This is a genomic window from Photobacterium sp. GB-56 (assembly GCF_003026105.1).
Lineage (GTDB): Bacteria > Pseudomonadota > Gammaproteobacteria > Enterobacterales > Vibrionaceae > Photobacterium.
Genome location: NZ_PYNW01000001.1, coordinates 37,924 through 56,522, shown reverse-complemented (window position 1 = coordinate 56,522; position 18,599 = coordinate 37,924). Strand labels below are relative to the sequence as shown.

General features: G+C 42.0%; 15 protein-coding genes. 4 read left to right on the top strand and 11 right to left on the bottom strand.

Annotated features, from left to right (window positions below; all coding sequences use genetic code 11):
* Positions 1-99: 99 nt before the first annotated feature.
* The 5 genes from ribBA to glyA form a co-directional block, all read right to left on the bottom strand.
* Positions 100-1,203 (bottom strand): bifunctional 3,4-dihydroxy-2-butanone-4-phosphate synthase/GTP cyclohydrolase II, encoded by a 1,104-nt coding sequence (gene ribBA, locus C9J42_RS00280; protein ID WP_107287231.1) that lies wholly within the window; start codon positions 1,201-1,203, stop codon positions 100-102.
* Between the two features lie 51 nt (positions 1,204-1,254).
* The gene (locus C9J42_RS00275; protein WP_105060781.1) at positions 1,255-1,911 is read right to left on the bottom strand and encodes a riboflavin synthase; all 657 of its coding nucleotides are present in this window, start codon (positions 1,909-1,911) and stop codon (positions 1,255-1,257) included.
* Positions 1,912-1,940: 29 nt separating this feature from the next.
* Positions 1,941-3,065, bottom strand: coding sequence for a bifunctional diaminohydroxyphosphoribosylaminopyrimidine deaminase/5-amino-6-(5-phosphoribosylamino)uracil reductase RibD (ribD, locus tag C9J42_RS00270; protein ID WP_107287230.1), 1,125 nt, complete (start codon positions 3,063-3,065; stop codon positions 1,941-1,943).
* A gap of 10 nt (positions 3,066-3,075) precedes the next feature.
* On the bottom strand, positions 3,076-3,525 hold the full coding sequence (gene nrdR, locus C9J42_RS00265) for a transcriptional regulator NrdR (protein WP_107205413.1): 450 nt from the start codon (positions 3,523-3,525) through the stop codon (positions 3,076-3,078).
* A gap of 213 nt (positions 3,526-3,738) precedes the next feature.
* Positions 3,739-4,989 carry a serine hydroxymethyltransferase gene (gene glyA / locus C9J42_RS00260; protein WP_107205412.1) on the bottom strand — a complete coding sequence of 417 codons (1,251 nt, stop codon included), beginning with the start codon at positions 4,987-4,989 and terminating at the stop codon, positions 3,739-3,741.
* 393 nt (positions 4,990-5,382) lie between these two features.
* On the opposite strand from glyA, the gene C9J42_RS00255 reads away from it, so the two are divergent.
* Positions 5,383-5,997: a YitT family protein gene (locus C9J42_RS00255; protein ID WP_107205411.1), complete on the top strand. Its 615-nt coding sequence runs from the start codon at positions 5,383-5,385 to the stop codon at positions 5,995-5,997.
* Between the two features lie 58 nt (positions 5,998-6,055).
* Here C9J42_RS00255 and glnB read toward each other — a convergent pair whose 3' ends face one another.
* The 3 genes from glnB to purL all read right to left on the bottom strand — a co-directional run bounded on the left by glnB (position 6,056) and on the right by purL (position 10,995).
* The gene (gene glnB / locus C9J42_RS00250; RefSeq protein WP_006646656.1) at positions 6,056-6,394 is read right to left on the bottom strand and encodes a nitrogen regulatory protein P-II; all 339 of its coding nucleotides are present in this window, start codon (positions 6,392-6,394) and stop codon (positions 6,056-6,058) included.
* Between the two features lie 100 nt (positions 6,395-6,494).
* Entirely contained in the window at positions 6,495-6,899 is a 405-nt protein-coding gene (locus C9J42_RS00245) for a hypothetical protein (protein WP_107287229.1), read from the bottom strand.
* Positions 6,900-7,077: 178 nt separating this feature from the next.
* Positions 7,078-10,995, bottom strand: a complete 3,918-nt coding sequence (gene purL, locus C9J42_RS00240) for a phosphoribosylformylglycinamidine synthase (RefSeq protein ID WP_107287228.1) — start codon at positions 10,993-10,995, stop codon at positions 7,078-7,080.
* A 445-nt stretch (positions 10,996-11,440) separates the two neighbouring features.
* Here purL and mltF point away from each other — a divergent pair, with 445 nt between their 5' ends.
* Positions 11,441-12,931, top strand: a complete 1,491-nt coding sequence (gene mltF, locus C9J42_RS00235) for a membrane-bound lytic murein transglycosylase MltF (RefSeq protein ID WP_107245682.1) — start codon at positions 11,441-11,443, stop codon at positions 12,929-12,931.
* 80 nt (positions 12,932-13,011) lie between these two features.
* On the opposite strand, the gene tadA is transcribed toward mltF, so the two are convergent.
* Positions 13,012-13,539, bottom strand: a complete 528-nt coding sequence (gene tadA / locus C9J42_RS00230; protein WP_107205407.1) for a tRNA adenosine(34) deaminase TadA — start codon at positions 13,537-13,539, stop codon at positions 13,012-13,014.
* Between the two features lie 30 nt (positions 13,540-13,569).
* The gene (locus C9J42_RS00225; protein ID WP_107205406.1) at positions 13,570-14,460 is read right to left on the bottom strand and encodes a LysR substrate-binding domain-containing protein; all 891 of its coding nucleotides are present in this window, start codon (positions 14,458-14,460) and stop codon (positions 13,570-13,572) included.
* Between the two features lie 198 nt (positions 14,461-14,658).
* Between C9J42_RS00225 and C9J42_RS00220 the strand changes: the two genes are divergently transcribed.
* Both C9J42_RS00220 and fghA read left to right on the top strand, forming a co-directional pair.
* Entirely contained in the window at positions 14,659-15,789 is a 1,131-nt protein-coding gene (locus C9J42_RS00220) for an S-(hydroxymethyl)glutathione dehydrogenase/class III alcohol dehydrogenase (RefSeq protein WP_005370059.1), read from the top strand.
* 83 nt (positions 15,790-15,872) lie between these two features.
* Complete coding sequence (fghA, locus tag C9J42_RS00215; protein ID WP_045129331.1) at positions 15,873-16,721, top strand: S-formylglutathione hydrolase; 849 nt, start codon at positions 15,873-15,875, stop codon at positions 16,719-16,721.
* Between the two features lie 124 nt (positions 16,722-16,845).
* On the opposite strand, the gene C9J42_RS00210 is transcribed toward fghA, so the two are convergent.
* The gene (locus tag C9J42_RS00210; protein WP_107205404.1) at positions 16,846-18,402 is read right to left on the bottom strand and encodes an AbgT family transporter; all 1,557 of its coding nucleotides are present in this window, start codon (positions 18,400-18,402) and stop codon (positions 16,846-16,848) included.
* Positions 18,403-18,599 lie beyond the last annotated feature (197 nt).

Below are 18,599 nucleotides of genomic sequence, written 5' to 3'. Positions count from 1 at the left end.
CCAATAAACAGTATTGAAAGCGGTAGTTAAAAATAATAATTGTCTTTAGCTACCGCAGATATCAGTTATTTTATCACTAGCGTCTAACATTTGGTGAATTTAATCACAAATATACTCAACGACTTCTAAGCCAAAACCTGATAGTGAATGATAACGTTGCGTACTTGATGACAATAAACGCATTTTACTTACGCCTAAATCAGAAAGAATTTGTGAGCCTACACCAACTTGGCGAGACGGATCTTTCTGTGTCACTTTCACCTTAGGTTGACCTGCTTCTTCCGCAGCAATATTTTTCACTTTATGAATAATGGCATCAGTTGGTTCTTGTTTACTTAAAATAACCAATACACCATTTTCTTCGCTAATGCGCTTCATTGCTGCAGGCAGCGTCCATTGCGTTGCACCTGATTGCAGAATATCTTTAAACGTATCTTGCAAGTGAACACGTACAAGCGTTTCTTCACCCGCTTTGATATTGCCTTTACGCAGCGCATAGTGCACTTCGTTATCAATCTTGTCACGGTAAGTGATCATCTCAAACTCACCGAACTCTGTTGGTAATCGACACTCAGCTACACGCTCAATCGTGGTTTCATGATTATTACGGTATTCAATCAGATCAGCAATTGTACCTAATTTAAGGCCATGTTTTTCCGCAAACACTTCAAGCTGCGGGCGACGTGCCATCGTGCCATCTTCATTTAAGATCTCAACAATCACACTTGATGGCTCAAGGCCAGCTAAACGCGCAACATCACAACCCGCTTCAGTGTGACCTGCGCGGGTTAATACGCCACCTTCTTGTGCCATTAATGGGAAGATATGGCCCGGCATAACAATATCAGCTGCAGTCGCATTTGCTGCAACGGCTGCTTGTACTGTGCGAGAACGATCAGCGGCTGAAATACCCGTAGTTACCCCTTCAGCTGCTTCAATAGAAACAGTGAAAGGTGTGCCAAACTGTTCGGTATTTTCTTGAACCATTAAAGGCAAGTTCAATTTTTGACAACGGGCTTTGCTCAGTGTCAGACAAATTAGACCACGACCATAGGTCGCCATAAAATTAATAGCTTCAGGTGTAATTTTTTCAGATGCAATAATCAGATCGCCTTCATTTTCACGATCTTCATCATCCATCAGAATAACCATTTTGCCCTGACGAATATCATCAATAATTTCTTTTGCGCTGCTTAAAGCCATAACACTACCCTTAATTCTTATGTACCTTAGCTGACTAGCTAATCATCATATTTAGCCAAGAAAACCCGTTCTCGCTAATAAATCCATTGTGACTTGCGGTTTTTTATCTGCAGCTTTATCACCCAACATTAAACGCTCTAAATAGCGGGCAATCACATCTACTTCAAGATTTATCATTCGGCCTGGTTTGAATGCGTCCATTGTTGTTTCTAATGCTGTATGCGGAACAATGGTTAACTTAAATTCATCACCATTAATTTCATTCACCGTTAAGCTAATCCCATCAACCGCAACCGAGCCTTTTTCTGAGATATATTTCGCTAAATGCGCGGGTACTTTTACCCAAAACTCAATAGCGCGTCCCGTATGGTGACGTTCAATAATCTCAGCAACAGCATCAACATGACCAGATACCATATGACCGCCAAAACGCGTCGTCGGTAACATCGCTTTTTCTAAGTTGACGACCTGACCAGCCTGATAATGAGCAAAGGCAGTACGTTTTAAGGTTTCTAATGACAGATCAGCAACATAGCCTTTACCTGTCAATTTAACCACAGTTAAGCACACCCCATTTGTCGCAATACTGTCACCCAATTTAACATCGGACAGATCAAGATTGCCTGAGTCGACAGTGACAGAAATATCAGCGCCTTTAGGTGTTAAAGCGGTAATGGTTCCAATTGCTTCAATGATACCGGTGAACATGGAGAGTCCTTGCTTCTTTATTCTATTGATTAACAGCGTTTAACGGTGGCTGTAATTTTTACATCACAATCAACCATACGTAGATCTGTAATATTCAGATCGATAACTTGATCCATCGCGGTTAATGGCGATAAATTCATTAAACTACGACTATCAGCCCCCATTAATTTTGGGGCCTGATATAAAATCAAACAATCAACTAATTGTGCTTCAAGTAATCCACCCGCAAGCCCAGCGCCAGCTTCAACCCAAATATGGTTTATGCCATTTTCTGCTAACTTACGCATGAGTAATGTGAGATCGAGTTGTTGGCTATTTTCTCGGGTAGGAATTATCCACTGAGACACGGAGTCAGGCCAATCTTCATTACCTATTTCTGCGCGTGCCAAAATCGTTTCTCCCGGAAGGTGAAATAACTGATATGCCGGGGTTAATCGGTTTTGGCTGTCAATAATAACGCGAATAGGTTGACGAACATCTGCTTGTGGATATTCATCTTGAATCTGTGTACCCAACTCACTCCAACGCACATTCAGTGATGGATCATCAGCGATAACAGTGGCACTGGTTGATAATATTGCACCAGCTTGCGCACGATGACGTTGAACATCAGCACGAGCATAAGGCCCAGTGATCCATTTACTTTCACCGTTCGCTAACGCTGTTTTACCGTCAAGACTTGATGCCAGTTTTAATTCAACATACGGCATCTTGGTTGTCATTTGTTTAATGAACGCTTTATTAATGGCTTGAGCCTCTTCTTTAAGAAGCCCTACTTGCACATCTACCCCCGCTTTTTGCAACATTTCAACGCCACATCCAGCCACTAACGGGTTAGGATCAACCATGGCACAAATAACTCTACTTACGCCTGATTTAATTAATGCTTCAGCGCAAGGTGGTGTGCGTCCGTAATGAGAGCAGGGCTCTAAAGTGACATAGGCTGTTGCACCTTTCGCGCGCGCACCTGCTTGTTTTAATGCAAACACCTCCGCATGGGATTCTCCCGCGCGAAAATGAAAACCTTCACCAAGGATTTCATCGCCATTAGCAATAACACAACCCACCTTCGGGTTTGGCGCTGTTGTAAAACAACCACGTTTAGCTAACTGAATAGCGCGTAGCATTAATCGTGTATCAAGGTTAGTAAACATTACACTCAGCTTAACGTTCTAGTTTGGCTATTTCTTCACCAAACTCACGAATATCTTCAAAACTACGGTAAACCGATGCAAAGCGAATATAGGCGACTTTATCGAGCTCTTTTAATGCTTCCATCACTAAGTTGCCGATCATCTCTGAAGGCACTTCTCGCTCTCCAGTTGCGCGTAAACGAGTTTTAATATTATTAATCGCACGCTCGATGTCATCCGTACTCACAGGGCGTTTTTCTAATGCGCGTTGAATACCACCTCGAAGTTTTTCTTCATTAAACGGATCACGATTGCCATTGGTTTTCACCACACGAGGCATTACCAATTCGGCCGTTTCAAAGGTCGTATAACGTTCATTACAAGCTAAACATTGGCGGCGTCGGCGCACTTGGTGGCCATCCGCAACCAATCGTGAATCGATTACTTTGGTGTCATTCGCACCGCAAAAAGGACAATGCATTTAGCCTCCTACATTTAATCGCTTCAGTGTAACTCATTTAAAACCGTTAATGAGAATATTCACCCTGTTTTTCTACTCATTTTGATTAAAAAGCCACGAATAGTCGGTTTATTGTTCACTCCGAAAAAGCGCAAAATATAAAAAAGGCTTACCTAGTGGTAAGCCTTTATCATCATAACTCGACAGTTATGTTACTTAATGCATCTAAGTAGATTAAGCGTAAACAGGTAGACGCTTACAAATATCTAAAACTTTTGCTTTTGTTTCTGCAATAACTTCTTCGTTATCAACATTGTCTAAAACATCACACATCCAACCTGCAAGTTGACGCGCATCATCAGCAGTAAAGCCACGACGAGTAATAGACGGTGTGCCAACACGGATCCCTGATGTTACAAATGGGCTACGTGGGTCATTTGGTACACTGTTTTTGTTAACTGTGATGTTAGCGGCACCTAGTGCTGCATCGGCTTCTTTACCAGTGATACCTTTATCGATCAAATCAACAAGGAATAAGTGGTTTTCAGTGCTACCAGAAACAATCTTGTAACCGCGCTCTAGGAATTCACCTACCATTACTTTTGCGTTTTCAACAACACGTGCTTGGTAGTCTTTAAATTCTGGCTCCATTGCTTCTTTAAATGCGACTGCTTTTGCCGCAATAACATGCATTAGAGGGCCACCTTGACCACCAGGGAATACTGCAGAGTTCAGCTTCTTATAAAGATCTTCACCTTCATTAGATAGGATAAGACCACCACGAGGACCTGCTAGTGTTTTGTGCGTTGTTGTTGTAACAACATGTGCATGTGGAACTGGGTTAGGATAAACACCCGCTGCAATCAGACCCGCTACGTGCGCCATATCCACAAAGAAGTACGCGCCAACTTTGTCTGCGATCTCACGCATGCGTTTCCAATCAACAATTTGAGAGTAAGCTGAAAAACCACCGATGATCATCTTTGGTTTATGCTCAAGCGCTAACGCTTCAACTTCAGCGTAATCAATTTGACCGCTTTCATCGATACCGTATGGGATCACGTTGTAAAGCTTACCAGAGAAGTTTACAGGTGAACCGTGAGTTAAGTGACCGCCGTGAGCAAGACTCATACCTAGTACGGTATCGCCAGCATTCAGAAGTGCCATGTAAACAGCATTGTTCGCTTGTGAGCCTGAGTGAGGCTGAACGTTCGCGTATTCTGCACCAAATAGCTGACAAGCACGGTCGATAGCCAGTTGCTCGGCTTTATCAACAAACTCACAACCACCGTAATAGCGCTTGCCTGGATAACCTTCAGCATATTTGTTTGTTAGCTGAGAGCCTTGCGCTTCCATTACACGTGGGCTTGTATAGTTTTCAGAAGCAATCAACTCGATGTGTTCTTCCTGACGAGCTGTTTCTTCCTGAATGGCTGCAAATAGTTCCGCATCATAATCAGCAATATTCATATCGCGCTTTAGCATCTGTATCTCCTAACTCAGCTAAGTTAAATACCATTTTGAGCAAAAACTGAAAAATCGCAATGCTAGGCGCCACGTAGACGCAAACGTTTTCGTCTTGCTTGTTAATTATCGTCTATCTTACATAAATTGATCTAAATCAGGTAGTCCTAATTGTTCTTTTTCTTAATGATTAACTCGGTTTATTTTCAATAGAGCATGAATAATTTTCATCTTGATATACGATTCATGGCTCGATTTTAAATCAAATATAGATGGCAAGTATTTTAACAATAAAATTATTTACAACAGTGTAAAAAATAAATTACAACGCTAAAAAGTGCTTTTCACACGTAAACTTTTATAAATTCTTATTCCCTCTTACTATGGCTTTATTATTTACAAGGAGTTGTTCCATTGAGTCGTATTAAACATCCTGTTCATGAAAATATGATCGCTATTTTAACGGGGACATTTATTGTTGCTCAGGGCATATTTTTTCTACAGCAAAGCCAGTTATTAACGGGAGGCACGACAGGACTCGCGTTACTACTCACCCATTTTGTCGATATCTCTTTTGGTAAGCTGTATTTTTTAATGAACTGTCCGTTTTATTTAATGGCATGGTTTAGAATGGGCAAATCTTTTGCTATTAGCAGCGTCTTATCTGGTGCATTGGTCTCTATTATGGTGGATAACCTTCACCATGTATTAGCTATCAGTTGGCTTAATCCAATTTACTGCGCAGTGATTGGTGGCTTATTGATGGGGCTTGGTATGCTGATATTATTCCGTCATCACACCAGTCTTGGTGGATTTAATGTTCTGGTTTTATTCCTTCAAGATAAATTTGGTATTTCAGCAGGAAAAATCCAAATGTCGATAGATATCTGTATCTTGGTTGCATCCTTTTTCTTTGTTACCCCAACCACTTTATTGCTTTCAATTCTTGGTGCAATTACCCTAAATATTGTCCTTGCAATGAACTACAAACCAGGCCGATATAACCCTGTGGTCCCTGATGTGAATTAGCAATAAAAAAGGAGCATTACAGTCAATGTAATGCCCCTTTTTTGTATTCTTATACAACTTAAATCGCGTCTTCGTCTTCTTCTCCGGTACGAATACGCACTACACGTTCAATATCAAACATGAAGATTTTACCATCACCAATCTTACCTGTTTGTGCCGTTTCAACAATCGTATCAATGCATTGCTCTGCTACTTCATCAGTGACAACAATTTCAATTTTCACTTTAGGTAAAAAATCGACCATGTATTCTGCGCCACGGTATAATTCGGTATGGCCTTTCTGACGTCCAAACCCTTTCACTTCAGACACAGTCATGCCAGTAATACCTACTTCCGCTAATGCCTCACGAACGTCATCAAGCTTAAATGGCTTAATTATCGCTTCAATTTTTTTCATTCTCATCATCCTTTACTGAGCAGAAGTAATATTTTTACTTACAAGCAATTGATTTAATTGCTCTCATTATCGCAGATCCTACAGACAAATTTAAATTTATTTAAACTTCATGCAGTAAGTTTCGATCCATCCTACGCAATAATAAAAAAACTGAATACACTAAAACTACACTATTTAGCCCTAAGATCACCTGATTGCGATAAATACTAAGGACAAGTTCGGGGAGTATCGGAATAATACTGATATTAAGAAACATCGTTGCAGCAGGTATGTAGAAATACAGAGGAAGAAATCCCCATTTTTGGCCTTTTAGTAAACCAATAATTGCCAACACGCCAGAAAATAAGACCAGTAAAACGATAATATTTGGCACTATAACTATTTGAGAGGTAGTAAAAAATTGGTCAAATCGGTCGAATTGACGAAAAATGCTCAGCGCAACCAGCACTGCCAGTATTTGGGATGCAATACATAAACGTAAAACTCTGGGAATACCTTCTCCCATATATAATCCTTTATCGCAATAAAAATTCCATTACATCTTATTCCCCAATTATAACCGTCTATTTTCAATTTTTAATGTGATTATTATCAATTAAAGGGTTGAAAAAGTGATTTTTATACAAGAAGAATAAAAAACCGCCATTTCTGGCGGTTTTTTGATTCTTCAACGCTGTTCTTTATTAACCTAAATTAACACGCGCATTTCTAAACATACGCATCCATGGGCTATTTTCACTCCAGTCATCTGGGTGCCATGAGTTTGCAACGGTTCTAAACACACGCTCAGGGTGCGGCATCATGATGGTTACACGGCCATCTGTTGTCGTCACACTGGTAATACCGTTTGGTGAACCATTAGGGTTCGCAGGGTACTGTTCTGTTAGCTTACCGTAGTTATCAATATATCGTAGTGCAACAATATCGGTTTGCTCTAATGCAGCAAGATGATCAGCATTACGCACTTCAACACGACCTTCACCATGAGATACCGCAATTGGCATGTGAGAGCCTGCCATTTCGTTAAAGAATAATGATGGGCTTTGTTGTACTTCAACCAAGCTAAAACGAGCTTCAAAACGCTCAGATTCATTGCGTACAAAACGCGGCCATAAATCAGCACCTGGAATTAAGTCACGAAGGTTAGACATCATCTGACAACCGTTACAAACACCTAATGCCAACGTATCATTACGGTTAAAGAAAGCTTCAAATTGATCACGCGCAATATTGTTAAACAATACTGACTTCGCCCAACCTTCACCCGCACCTAATACATCACCGTAAGAGAAACCACCACAAGCAACTAAGCCGTTGAAACCATCAAGTTTCACGTTACCCGCTAAAATGTCACTCATATGAACATCTTTCGCATCAAAGCCTGCACGATCAAAGGCTGCCGCCATTTCAACGTGAGAGTTAACCCCTTGCTCACGTAAAATCGCCATTTGCGGTTTAGCGCCAAGATTAATCGCAGGGGCAATAAATGGAGCCGCTACATCATCATTAATATCAAACGTCAGCTTGACATTTAAACCAGGATCTTGGGTATCTTTCTTGGCTTCAAATTCTTGCAATGCGCCAGCTGGGTTATCACGCATCGCTTGCATTTGGTAAGTAGTTTCAGCCCATACAGCACGAAGTTCGGTACGGTTTTGCTCTAGCACTAAATCATTGCCATTCCAAATACGAACAACATCTTCTTCAACCACAGTACCTAAAATATGGCTGCATGCTTCAAGACCGTTTGCTGCAAGTACCGACTGAACAAAATCAAGATCATCAGTACGTACTTGAATAACGGCACCTAACTCTTCGTTAAATAGCGAGGCTAATACATCATCAACTGCATCTTCACTGCCAGTATTAATATCAACTTCAATACCCGTGTGGCCTGCAAATGCCATTTCAGCTAGCGTGACGTATAAACCACCATCACCACGGTCGTGGTAAGCGAGTAGTTTTTCATCACGTACTAACGATTGCATTGCATAGAAGAAGCCTTTCAGTAATTCAGGACTATCTACATCAGCAGGCTTATCACCCAATTGCTTGTAAACCTGCGCCAGTGCTGTTGCACCTAGGCGGTTTTTACCACAACCTAAATCGACTAATAATAGGCTTGTATCACCTTTATCTGTACGCAGCTGAGGTGTCACGGTTTTACGCACATCTTCAACACGACCAAATGCAGTGATAATCAGCGACAATGGAGACGTCACTTCTTTCTCTTCACCGTCTTGTTGCCACTTGGTTTTCATTGACATTGAGTCTTTACCAACAGGAATCGTCAAACCAAGTGCTGGACATAACTCCTCACCGACCGCTTTCACGGCTTCATATAAGCCAGCATCTTCGCCAGGGTGACCTGCTGGTGACATCCAGTTAGCCGAAAGATTGATACGCTTCATATCACCAATATCGCTACACGCAATATTAGTAACCGCTTCACCGACAGCTAAGCGTGCAGATGCGCCAAAATCGAGTAATGCAACAGGTGTACGCTCACCCATAGACATCGCTTCACCATGGTAGGTATCGTAACTAGCAGCAGTAACTGCACAGTTAGCAACAGGTACTTGCCATGGACCTACCATTTGATCGCGTGCAACCAAGCCGGTAACTGTGCGATCGCCAATTGTAATAAGGAAGGTTTTTTCAGCCACAGCTGGCAGACGGAGAATACGCTGCGTCGCTTCAACTAAGTCAATACCACTGCGGTCAATCGCTTGGCCTTCTACTTTTTGTGATTTTACATCACGGTGCATTTTCGGCGCTTTGCCCAATAGAATATCCATTGGCATATCAATTGGCGTATCGTCGAAATGGCTATCTTCTAAGGTTAAATGACGCTCTTCTGTCGCTTCACCCACAACGGCATACGGCGCACGTTCACGCTGACAAATCGCATCGAAAACCGCCATATGTTCTGGTGCAACGGCCATAACATAACGCTCTTGAGATTCGTTACACCAAATCTCTAGCGGGCTCATACCTGGTTCATCGTTAGGAACATCACGAAGTTGGAATTTACCACCACGCTCGCCATCATCAACCAACTCAGGTAAAGCGTTTGAAATACCACCCGCGCCCACATCGTGAATAAAGGCAATTGGGTTAGCGTCACCCAGCTGCCAACAGCGATCAATCACTTCCTGACAGCGACGTTCCATTTCTGGGTTTTCACGTTGTACAGAAGCAAAATCCAGATCTTCTGCCGATTGACCTGATGCCATTGATGAAGCAGCACCACCGCCAAGACCGATATTCATTGCAGGGCCGCCAAGAACAATTAACTTCGCGCCAACTGGAATTTCTTTTTTCTGTACGTGATCAGCACGGATATTACCCATACCACCCGCGATCATAATTGGCTTATGGTAACCACGTACTTCTTCACCGGCATGCGACGTCACTTTTTCTTCGTAAGTACGGAAGTAACCCAATAGGTTTGGACGTCCAAATTCATTATTAAATGCCGCGCCGCCAAGTGGGCCTTCAAGCATAATATCAAGCGCTGTAACAATGCGGTCTGGTTTACCAAAATCAGTTTCCCAAGGTTGTTCAAACCCCGGAACTTTAAGGTTAGAGACAGTAAAGCCCACTAAACCTGCTTTAGGTTTACCGCCAATACCCGTTGCACCTTCATCACGAATTTCACCGCCCGAACCTGTTGATGCGCCCGGCCATGGGGAAATAGCGGTTGGGTGGTTATGCGTTTCTACCTTCATTAAGATATGAGTATCTTCATGGTGGTAGTTATATTGACGAGATTCTGGATCGGGGAAGAAACGCCCTACTTTTGAGCCTTCCATTACTGCTGCATTGTCTTTATACGCCGACAATACGTGCTCATGGTTTTGCTCATAGGTATTTTTGATCATCTTGAACAATGACTTGTCTTGATCAACACCATCAATAGTCCAATCTGCATTAAAGATTTTATGTCGACAGTGCTCTGAGTTCGCCTGAGCAAACATCATCAACTCAATGTCATTTGGATTTCGACCTAGTTTGGTGAAGTTCTCAACTAAGTAGTCAATTTCATCTTCAGCTAAGGCAAGTCCTAACGTAAGGTTGGCTTGCTCTAATGCCTGGCGACCACCAGCAAGGATATCAACGCTTTTCACCGGTGCTGGCTCTGCTTGTTTGAATAAAGCAGCCGCGGCTTCAAAATCGCCAACAATCACTTCCATCATGCGATCGTGGATTAACGCTTTGACTTGCGCTAATTGTGATGCTGATAGCTCGCAAGTTGATTCAATGTAATATGCGGTACCACGTTCAAGACGCTTAATTGATTTTAAGCCACAATTACGGGCAATATCGGTCGATTTTGATGACCAAGGAGAAATTGTCCCCGGACGAGGGGTAACAAGTAGCAAGGTGCCACAAGGCTCGTGCTCTGCAATCGTTGGACCGTAAGTTAAAAGACTCGCTAGTTTGCTATGCTCATCAGCAGTAAGGGCAGCAGATACATCAGCAAAGTGCATAAACTCAGCATAAATACCTGACACAGGCAGATCGAATTCGCGGCAACGCTCAAGTAGCTTATTAACGCGAAACTCAGACAGTGCGGGTGAACCACGCAAAATTTCCATGTGCAAACGTCTCTCGATTAGCGGTTAAAGAAAAGTAATATTGGCCTAACTCCCAAAAAATGGGGTAATTACGTCAATGTCACCTCTGATTTATCCCTGATTATTGACTAAATAGATGAATAATCGATTTCGCACCCGCGCAGTATAAGCGATTTTTTTTTGTGACGTAACACCTGACGCAACCGTTTGCGTGTTTTTTTTTCAAACATCCTGAATTTATCAGTAATTTTGACATTAGCCCGATTTTTTGAGCAAAAACTAACCGATAAAACAAAAGGAGACTATTTTTTTGTTTCAATCCGTGAATTAACACATCCAACGACAGGGTTCAGCTTTTCCACTACCGTTCACTTTGATATAAATGACAGCTCATTTTTAAGTTAGGTTAGCTTTGTTGATATACCTTCAATCTCTTACCAATATATACCGTGTACTCATATCATTAATGCTTGCTTTATTATTAAGTGGTTGCCAATGGCAAGAAAAACCGCTTGATCCTTTAGAGCGCATTCGTGAAAGCGGTGTATTACGTGTAGGTACGTTAAATAATCAGCTGTCTTATTATATAGGGGCTGATGGACCAACAGGCCTAGATTATGAATTAGCTCAACGTTTTGCTAAAGAGCTAGGCGTAAAGCTGGAAATGCAAACCATGTTTACCCTCTCGGGCTTATTCCCTGCTTTAAAAAATGACGATATTGATATTGTTGCAGCAGGATTAACGGTAACGCCTCAACGTTTGCAAGGTTTTCACCCTGCTCCTGCTTATTATTATGCCAGCCAAGTGGTTGTTTATAAGAAAGGGAAACGCCGCCCTCGCGATATTGAAGAATTAGCCAATACTGACCGTTCGTTAGCTGTTGTAGCTAGCTCTAGTCATGAACGTAAATTAGAAGAGCTCAAGAAAAAATATCCCAACCTAACATGGCAATCGATCAAAGAAACCGATATCGATGACCTATTACGTAAAGTCGCTAATGGCGAGTTAGATTATACCGTTGCCGATTCTGTTGATGTTGCCCTACTACAACGAACTCATCCTGAATTAGCAATCGCACTTGAACTAACTGAAGATGAACCTATTAGCTGGTTTGTCAAAGACAGTAACAATGACAGCTTATATGCCCTCTTAATTGAATTTTTTGGTCATATAAAACAAAGCGGTGAATTAGCACAGCTAGAAGAGAAATACTTCGGCCATGTCGAACAATTTGATTACGTTGACACTCGTGCATTTTTACGCGCACTCGATAATAAATTGCCTAAGTGGCAAGGGCTATTTAAAAAGTATGCTAACGAGTTTGATTGGCGTTTAATTGCCGCTCTTGCTTATCAAGAGTCGCATTGGGATCCACAAGCGGTTTCTCCAACAGGCGTTCGTGGCATGATGATGCTGACCAATCCAACTGCGAAATCTGTTGGTGTTACTGATCGCCTCAATCCAGAGCAAAGTATTCGTGGAGGTACCGAGTATTTGAGAAAAATGGTTGCCCGTGTGCCTGACAGTATTGATGAGCACGAGAAAGTTTGGTTTGCTCTTGCCTCATACAATATTGGATTCGGTCATATGATGGATGCTCGTCGTCTAACGAAAGCACAACATGGTAATCCCAATACATGGGCTGATGTAAAGCAACGTTTGCCACTATTACAACAGCGAAAGTATTACACGCAAACTCGCTATGGGTATGCGCGCGGTACAGAAGCGGTTAACTATGTTGAAGGGATCCGCCGTTATTACCAAAGTATTATTGGTTTTGAGCAGACGCATAGCGACAATTATGATGGTGATGATGTCACGATTATTAATGGATTACAGACCATCACATTACCGAATAAACTAATACAAACTTCATCAGCGGCAAGAAACACCCTAACTAGCCCTTCTCAGGCGACAGCAACCTCAGCTGCGATTTCGGTCTCGACCTCAAAATAAATCGCCCACAATATAAAATTTAAAAACAAAAAAGCTCAGGTTATCCCTGAGCTTTTTCTTTTCCGTTGTTAGGCGATAGGTTAAAGCGACTGATCATTCGCCATCTGTTGTTTAGCTAATAGCTTTGCCGCTTTTTTCTCTGCTCGTCGACGTTTAAAAAAAGCTTGTAGCTGAGCACGACATTCCTCGACTAATACGCCTGATGTTTGCTCTACATGATGATTGACGCCATCATAGCTAAGTAAATTCATGGTACTTCCAGCCGCCCCTGTTTTTAGATCATCAGCACCGTAAACGACCTTTCCCACACGACAATGCACCATAGCTCCTGCACACATTGGGCAAGGCTCTAAAGTGACATACAATGTAGTATCAATTAAACGGTAATTTTCTAGCACTTTACCCGCTTGTCGCAACGCCATTATTTCTGCATGCGCTGTGGCATCATGTTGACCAATAGATCGGTTCCAGCCCTCACCCACCACTTGACCGTTATAAACAACAACGGCCCCAACAGGTACTTCACCTTCTTCTTCTGCTTTGGCTGCGAGCTCTATCGCACGGCGCATAAAGTGTTCGTCGTTTGGTTCTACTTGTATCGTCATCATTTACATATTCAGTCAAAAATACATTTTAGCTTATACGTCGTAATGGCTAATTCGCGGTAATTTCTCGGCCAAAAAGTCCACCAGCATTCTTATTTTAGGTGATAGGTGACGGTTATGTGGATACAGCGCCCAAATCCCTTCATCTGGCTCTTGGTAGTTAGTCAAAATAGGAACAATGGCACCCGAATCTAAATCTTTATCAATATAGTAATCAGGTAACTGCGCTATACCGATCCCTTTTAATACCGCATCACGTAAACCGTAACCACTATTGCAGTTTAAATTCCCAGAGACTCTAACACTTTTCTCTTTGCCTGATTCTTGAAAACGCCAATGATCATAGTTTCCGATCAAGCAGTTATGGTGACGTAATTCAGAAAGTGAATGTGGTACACCAAATCTTGCAAGATAATCAGGAGACGCACAAACATACATCGTACGAGAAGTTAAACGTTTTGCCATCATTGAAGAGCTTGTCAAACGACCAAGACGAATCGCTAAGTCAAAGCTACCTTCAACTAAATCAACCTGTCTATTGGTCATATCAATAACCACTTCAAGTTCTGGGTATTGCAGCATGAAATCATTCACTAACGGCATGATATATTTTTCACCGTAGGTGACAGGAGCCGTTAATTTAATTAAGCCTTGAGGTGTTCCACGTAAGTTACTTAATGCGCGTTCAGCTTCTTCCAAACCGTCCATCACTTGACGACAGTGCTGGTAATACACATTGCCTTCTTCGGTCAATGACACCTTACGCGTAGTACGATAGAATAATTTCGTATTAAGTCGATTCTCTAAGGCACTGACTTGTCGGCTCACTTGCGCAGTTGAAATACTTAATCGTTTAGATGCCGCTGTAAAACTTTCAGTTTCAGCTACAGCTACAAATTCTGTTACGCCTTCCCATAGGAACATCTTACTTACCTATATTTTGATACCAATAACAGTCATTATTACTGTTAGGTAAAAGTTATTTGCACTTTAACCTAATTATCATTTATTCAGAAATAAATACAATAGTCTTCATCGAATCGAGACAGAGAAATTTCGATTAAACTTAATTACTCTCTACGAATATCAATAACAACGTAGAACAAATAGAAGAGAATTATAATGACTGATAAATTTATCAAATCAAAAGCTGCGATTGCATGGGGTCCAAACCAACCACTTTCTGTTGAAGAAGTTGATGTAATGCTTCCTCGTGCAGGTGAAGTTCTCGTTCGCATCGTTGCAACTGGCGTATGTCATACTGACGCATTCACACTATCAGGTGATGATCCAGAAGGTATCTTCCCTGCAATTCTTGGTCACGAAGGCGGCGGTATTGTTGAAATGATTGGTGAAGGCGTTACCGATCTTCAAGTAGGCGACCACGTTATTCCACTTTACACAGCAGAATGTGGTAAGTGTAAGTACTGTCTATCTGGCAAAACAAACCTTTGTCAGGCAGTACGTGAAACTCAAGGTAAAGGCTTAATGCCAGACGGTACAACACGTTTCTACAAAGATGGTCAACCTATCTTCCATTACATGGGTTGTTCAACATTCTCTGAGTACACTGTTCTTCCTGAGATTTCACTAGCGAAAATCAACAAAGAAGCACCACTAGAAGAAGTTTGTCTACTAGGCTGTGGTGTAACAACAGGTATGGGTGCGGTACTTAATACAGCGAAAGTTGAAGAAGGTAGCACTGTTGCTGTATTCGGTCTTGGTGGTATCGGTCTAGCAGCGATTATTGGTGCAACTATGGCGAAAGCAAGCCGCATCATCGCTGTTGATATCAACGAAGAAAAATTCGAATTAGCACGTAAGTTAGGTGCAACTGACTGCATCAACCCAATGAAGTTCGACAAGCCGATTCAAGAAGTGATCGTTGAAATGACTGACGGCGGTGTTGATTACTCTTTCGAGTGTATTGGTAACGTAAACGTAATGCGTTCTGCACTTGAGTGTTGTCATAAAGGTTGGGGCGAATCAGTAATTATCGGTGTGGCTGGCGCAGGTCAAGAGATCTCTACTCGTCCATTCCAACTAGTAACAGGTCGTGTATGGCGTGGTTCTGCATTCGGTGGTGTTAAAGGCCGTTCAGAGCTTCCAGGTATCGTTGATCGTTACATGGCAGGTGAATTCCAACTTGATGACTTTATCTCATTTAATATGGGCTTAGACAAAATCAACGAAGCATTCGACCTACTACACGAAGGTAAAAGTATCCGTACTATTATCCACTTCGATAAATAAGAATATAATTACATAATAATTAATGCGCAGAGATCATCTTCTGTACCCTATCTCTGCGCCTAATCTGACTGAGAGAGCATCCCATGCCTTTAGAAAACATTAGCTGTAATAAAACTGCTGGCGGTTGGCATAAACAATATACACACCGCTCAGAAGTACTTAATTGCGATATGCGTTTTGCTATTTTCCTACCACCACAAACGGCTGCAGGACAAAAAGTACCAGTACTTTACTGGTTATCAGGCTTAACGTGTACTGATGAAAACTTCATGCAAAAAGCGGGCGCTCAACGTATCGCAGCAGAATTAGGTGTTGCCATTGTTGCACCCGATACTAGCCCACGCGGTGAAGGTGTAGAAGATGATCCTGCAGGTAGCTATGATTTTGGTTTAGGTGCTGGGTTCTACGTGAACGCAACAGAAGCACCTTGGAATCGTCATTACAACATGTACGATTACATTGTTAATGAGCTACCAGCATTAGTTGAAGCGCACTTCCCTGTATCAGATCAGCGTGCAATCAGTGGCCACTCAATGGGTGGACATGGCGCATTGATGATTGCGATGCGTAATCCTGAGCGTTTTTCTTCAGTATCTGCATTTAGCCCAATTGCTAATCCAATGAATTGTCCTTGGGGTCAAAAAGCCTTCACTGGTTACTTAGGTAGCAACACTGAAACGTGGAAGCAATACGATTCAAGCGAGTTAATTCGTAAAGCTGAGAAAAAACTGCCAATGCTGGTTGATCAAGGTACTCATGACAACTTCTACATTGAAGGTCAACTTCGTACCGAAAGTCTAGCTGCCGCTGCAAAAGCAAATAACTACCCGGTAGAAATTCGCATGCAAGATGGTTACGACCATAGCTACTACTTTATGGCAACATTTATTGAAGATCACTTACGTTTCCACGTAGAGCACTTCAACAAGTAATGAGTATGCGTGTCATACTGAAGTATTCACATAATATCTTCAGATGCTAAATAGAAAAAAGCCTCACTATTCTTAGCGAGGCTTTTCTTTTATCTGCTCAAATTTAAATGTTCAGTCACTTAAATTATAAGCTGTATGTGTATGGCGCTTGTACACCTAGAGGAATGCCTAACGCCCAGTAAGCAAGTAAGAAAATTGTCCAACCAACTAACATTGCAATTGAGTATGGCATCATCATTGACGCTAATGTACCGATACCAGAACTCTTCACATAACGTTGCATGTAAACAACAACCAATGGGAAGAACACCATCATTGGTGAAATGATGTTAGATACAGAGTCACCAACACGGTATGCCGCTTGCGTTAATTCTGGAGAAATTCCTACCGCCATTAGCATTGGAACCATGATAGGACCAATCAGTGCCCATTTTGCCGATGCAGAACCCACTAACAAGTTAACACTCGCCGTTAATAAAATCATACCCACAATCGTTATCTGGCCTGGCAAATTCATTTCTTGCAGTAACTGCGCGCCAGATAGTGCTAATAGCGTTCCCAGGTTAGATTGGGTAAAGGCTACTAGGAACTGAGCGATGAAAAAGACCATGACCATAAAGCCTGCCATACCAGCCATTGTAGTAGACATCGCTTTAATTACATCGCTGCTTTGCTTAAAGGTACCAGCAACGCGACCGTAAATGATCCCAGGGATCACGAACAGGATAAAGATTAGCGGTACGATTGATTGCATTACCGGTGCATTAAACGCTGCTATTTCACCCGTTGGGGAACGCAGTGGTGACGATTCTGGCCATACCGCTGCAACTAATAGTACGATACCAGCAACCATTGCCCAACCCGCGTAAGAAAATGCTTTGCTTTCAAGTTCAGTGAAAGAGCCCATATCAGGTGCTTCTTCCGCATCTTCATCGATAGCTGTTTTACTTAAACGAGGCTCAATCACTTTATCTGTAATGTACCAACCGATACCAATGATCACGATAGATGATAAACCAGTGAACATTAAGTTCGCTAGTGGGTTCACAATGTAGCTAGGATCCATAATACGTGCAGCTTCTTGGGTAAAGCCTGCAAGTAATGGGTCAATACCAGACGGAATAAAGTTTGCTGAGAAACCACCTGATACGCCAGCGAATGCAGCCGCAATACCCGCTAATGGGTGACGACCTGCCGCATGGAAAATAATACCACCTAGTGGAATAACCAGAACATAACCCGCATCAGCTGCAGTATGTGAAACAATCGCAACTAAAATTAACATTGGCGTTAATAGTTTAGCAGGGGTCACATTCAGCATCTTCTTTAGGCCAGTATTGATAAAGCCAGAAGCTTCAGCAACACCAACACCTAACATTGCCACCAGTACAATACCCAATGGGGCAAAGCCAGTGAAATTCTTCACCATATTGGCAAGGAAACTCGCCAACGCATCACCTGTTAAAAGATTGTTTACTTGTACAACTTGTTGTGTAACAGGGTGAACTAAACCAAAGTCAAACTGAGACATAATCGCGGAAAGTACCCAAACTGCGATTAATCCCCAAAAGAATAATAAAGCAGGATCTGGGATCTTATTACCTGCTCGCTCAATACCATTTAAAAACTTATCCATAGCACTTGATGGCTTCGGTGCTTGATTTAATGTTTTTTCGTTCATGGCAACTCCGTGCCCCCATATTGGTTACGTCTGCAAAGTGGACTTACTTTAGTAAGTCTCATTGTTTTGCCTTTCAGCTACTACGGCTGAATTTAGGTCGGGTGATTGTAGCGAAATACAATAAAAAAAAAGCCATATCACCTAACGAATAACTAAACCTTATTACGGAAGATTGTAACCAAGCATTAACCATAAAC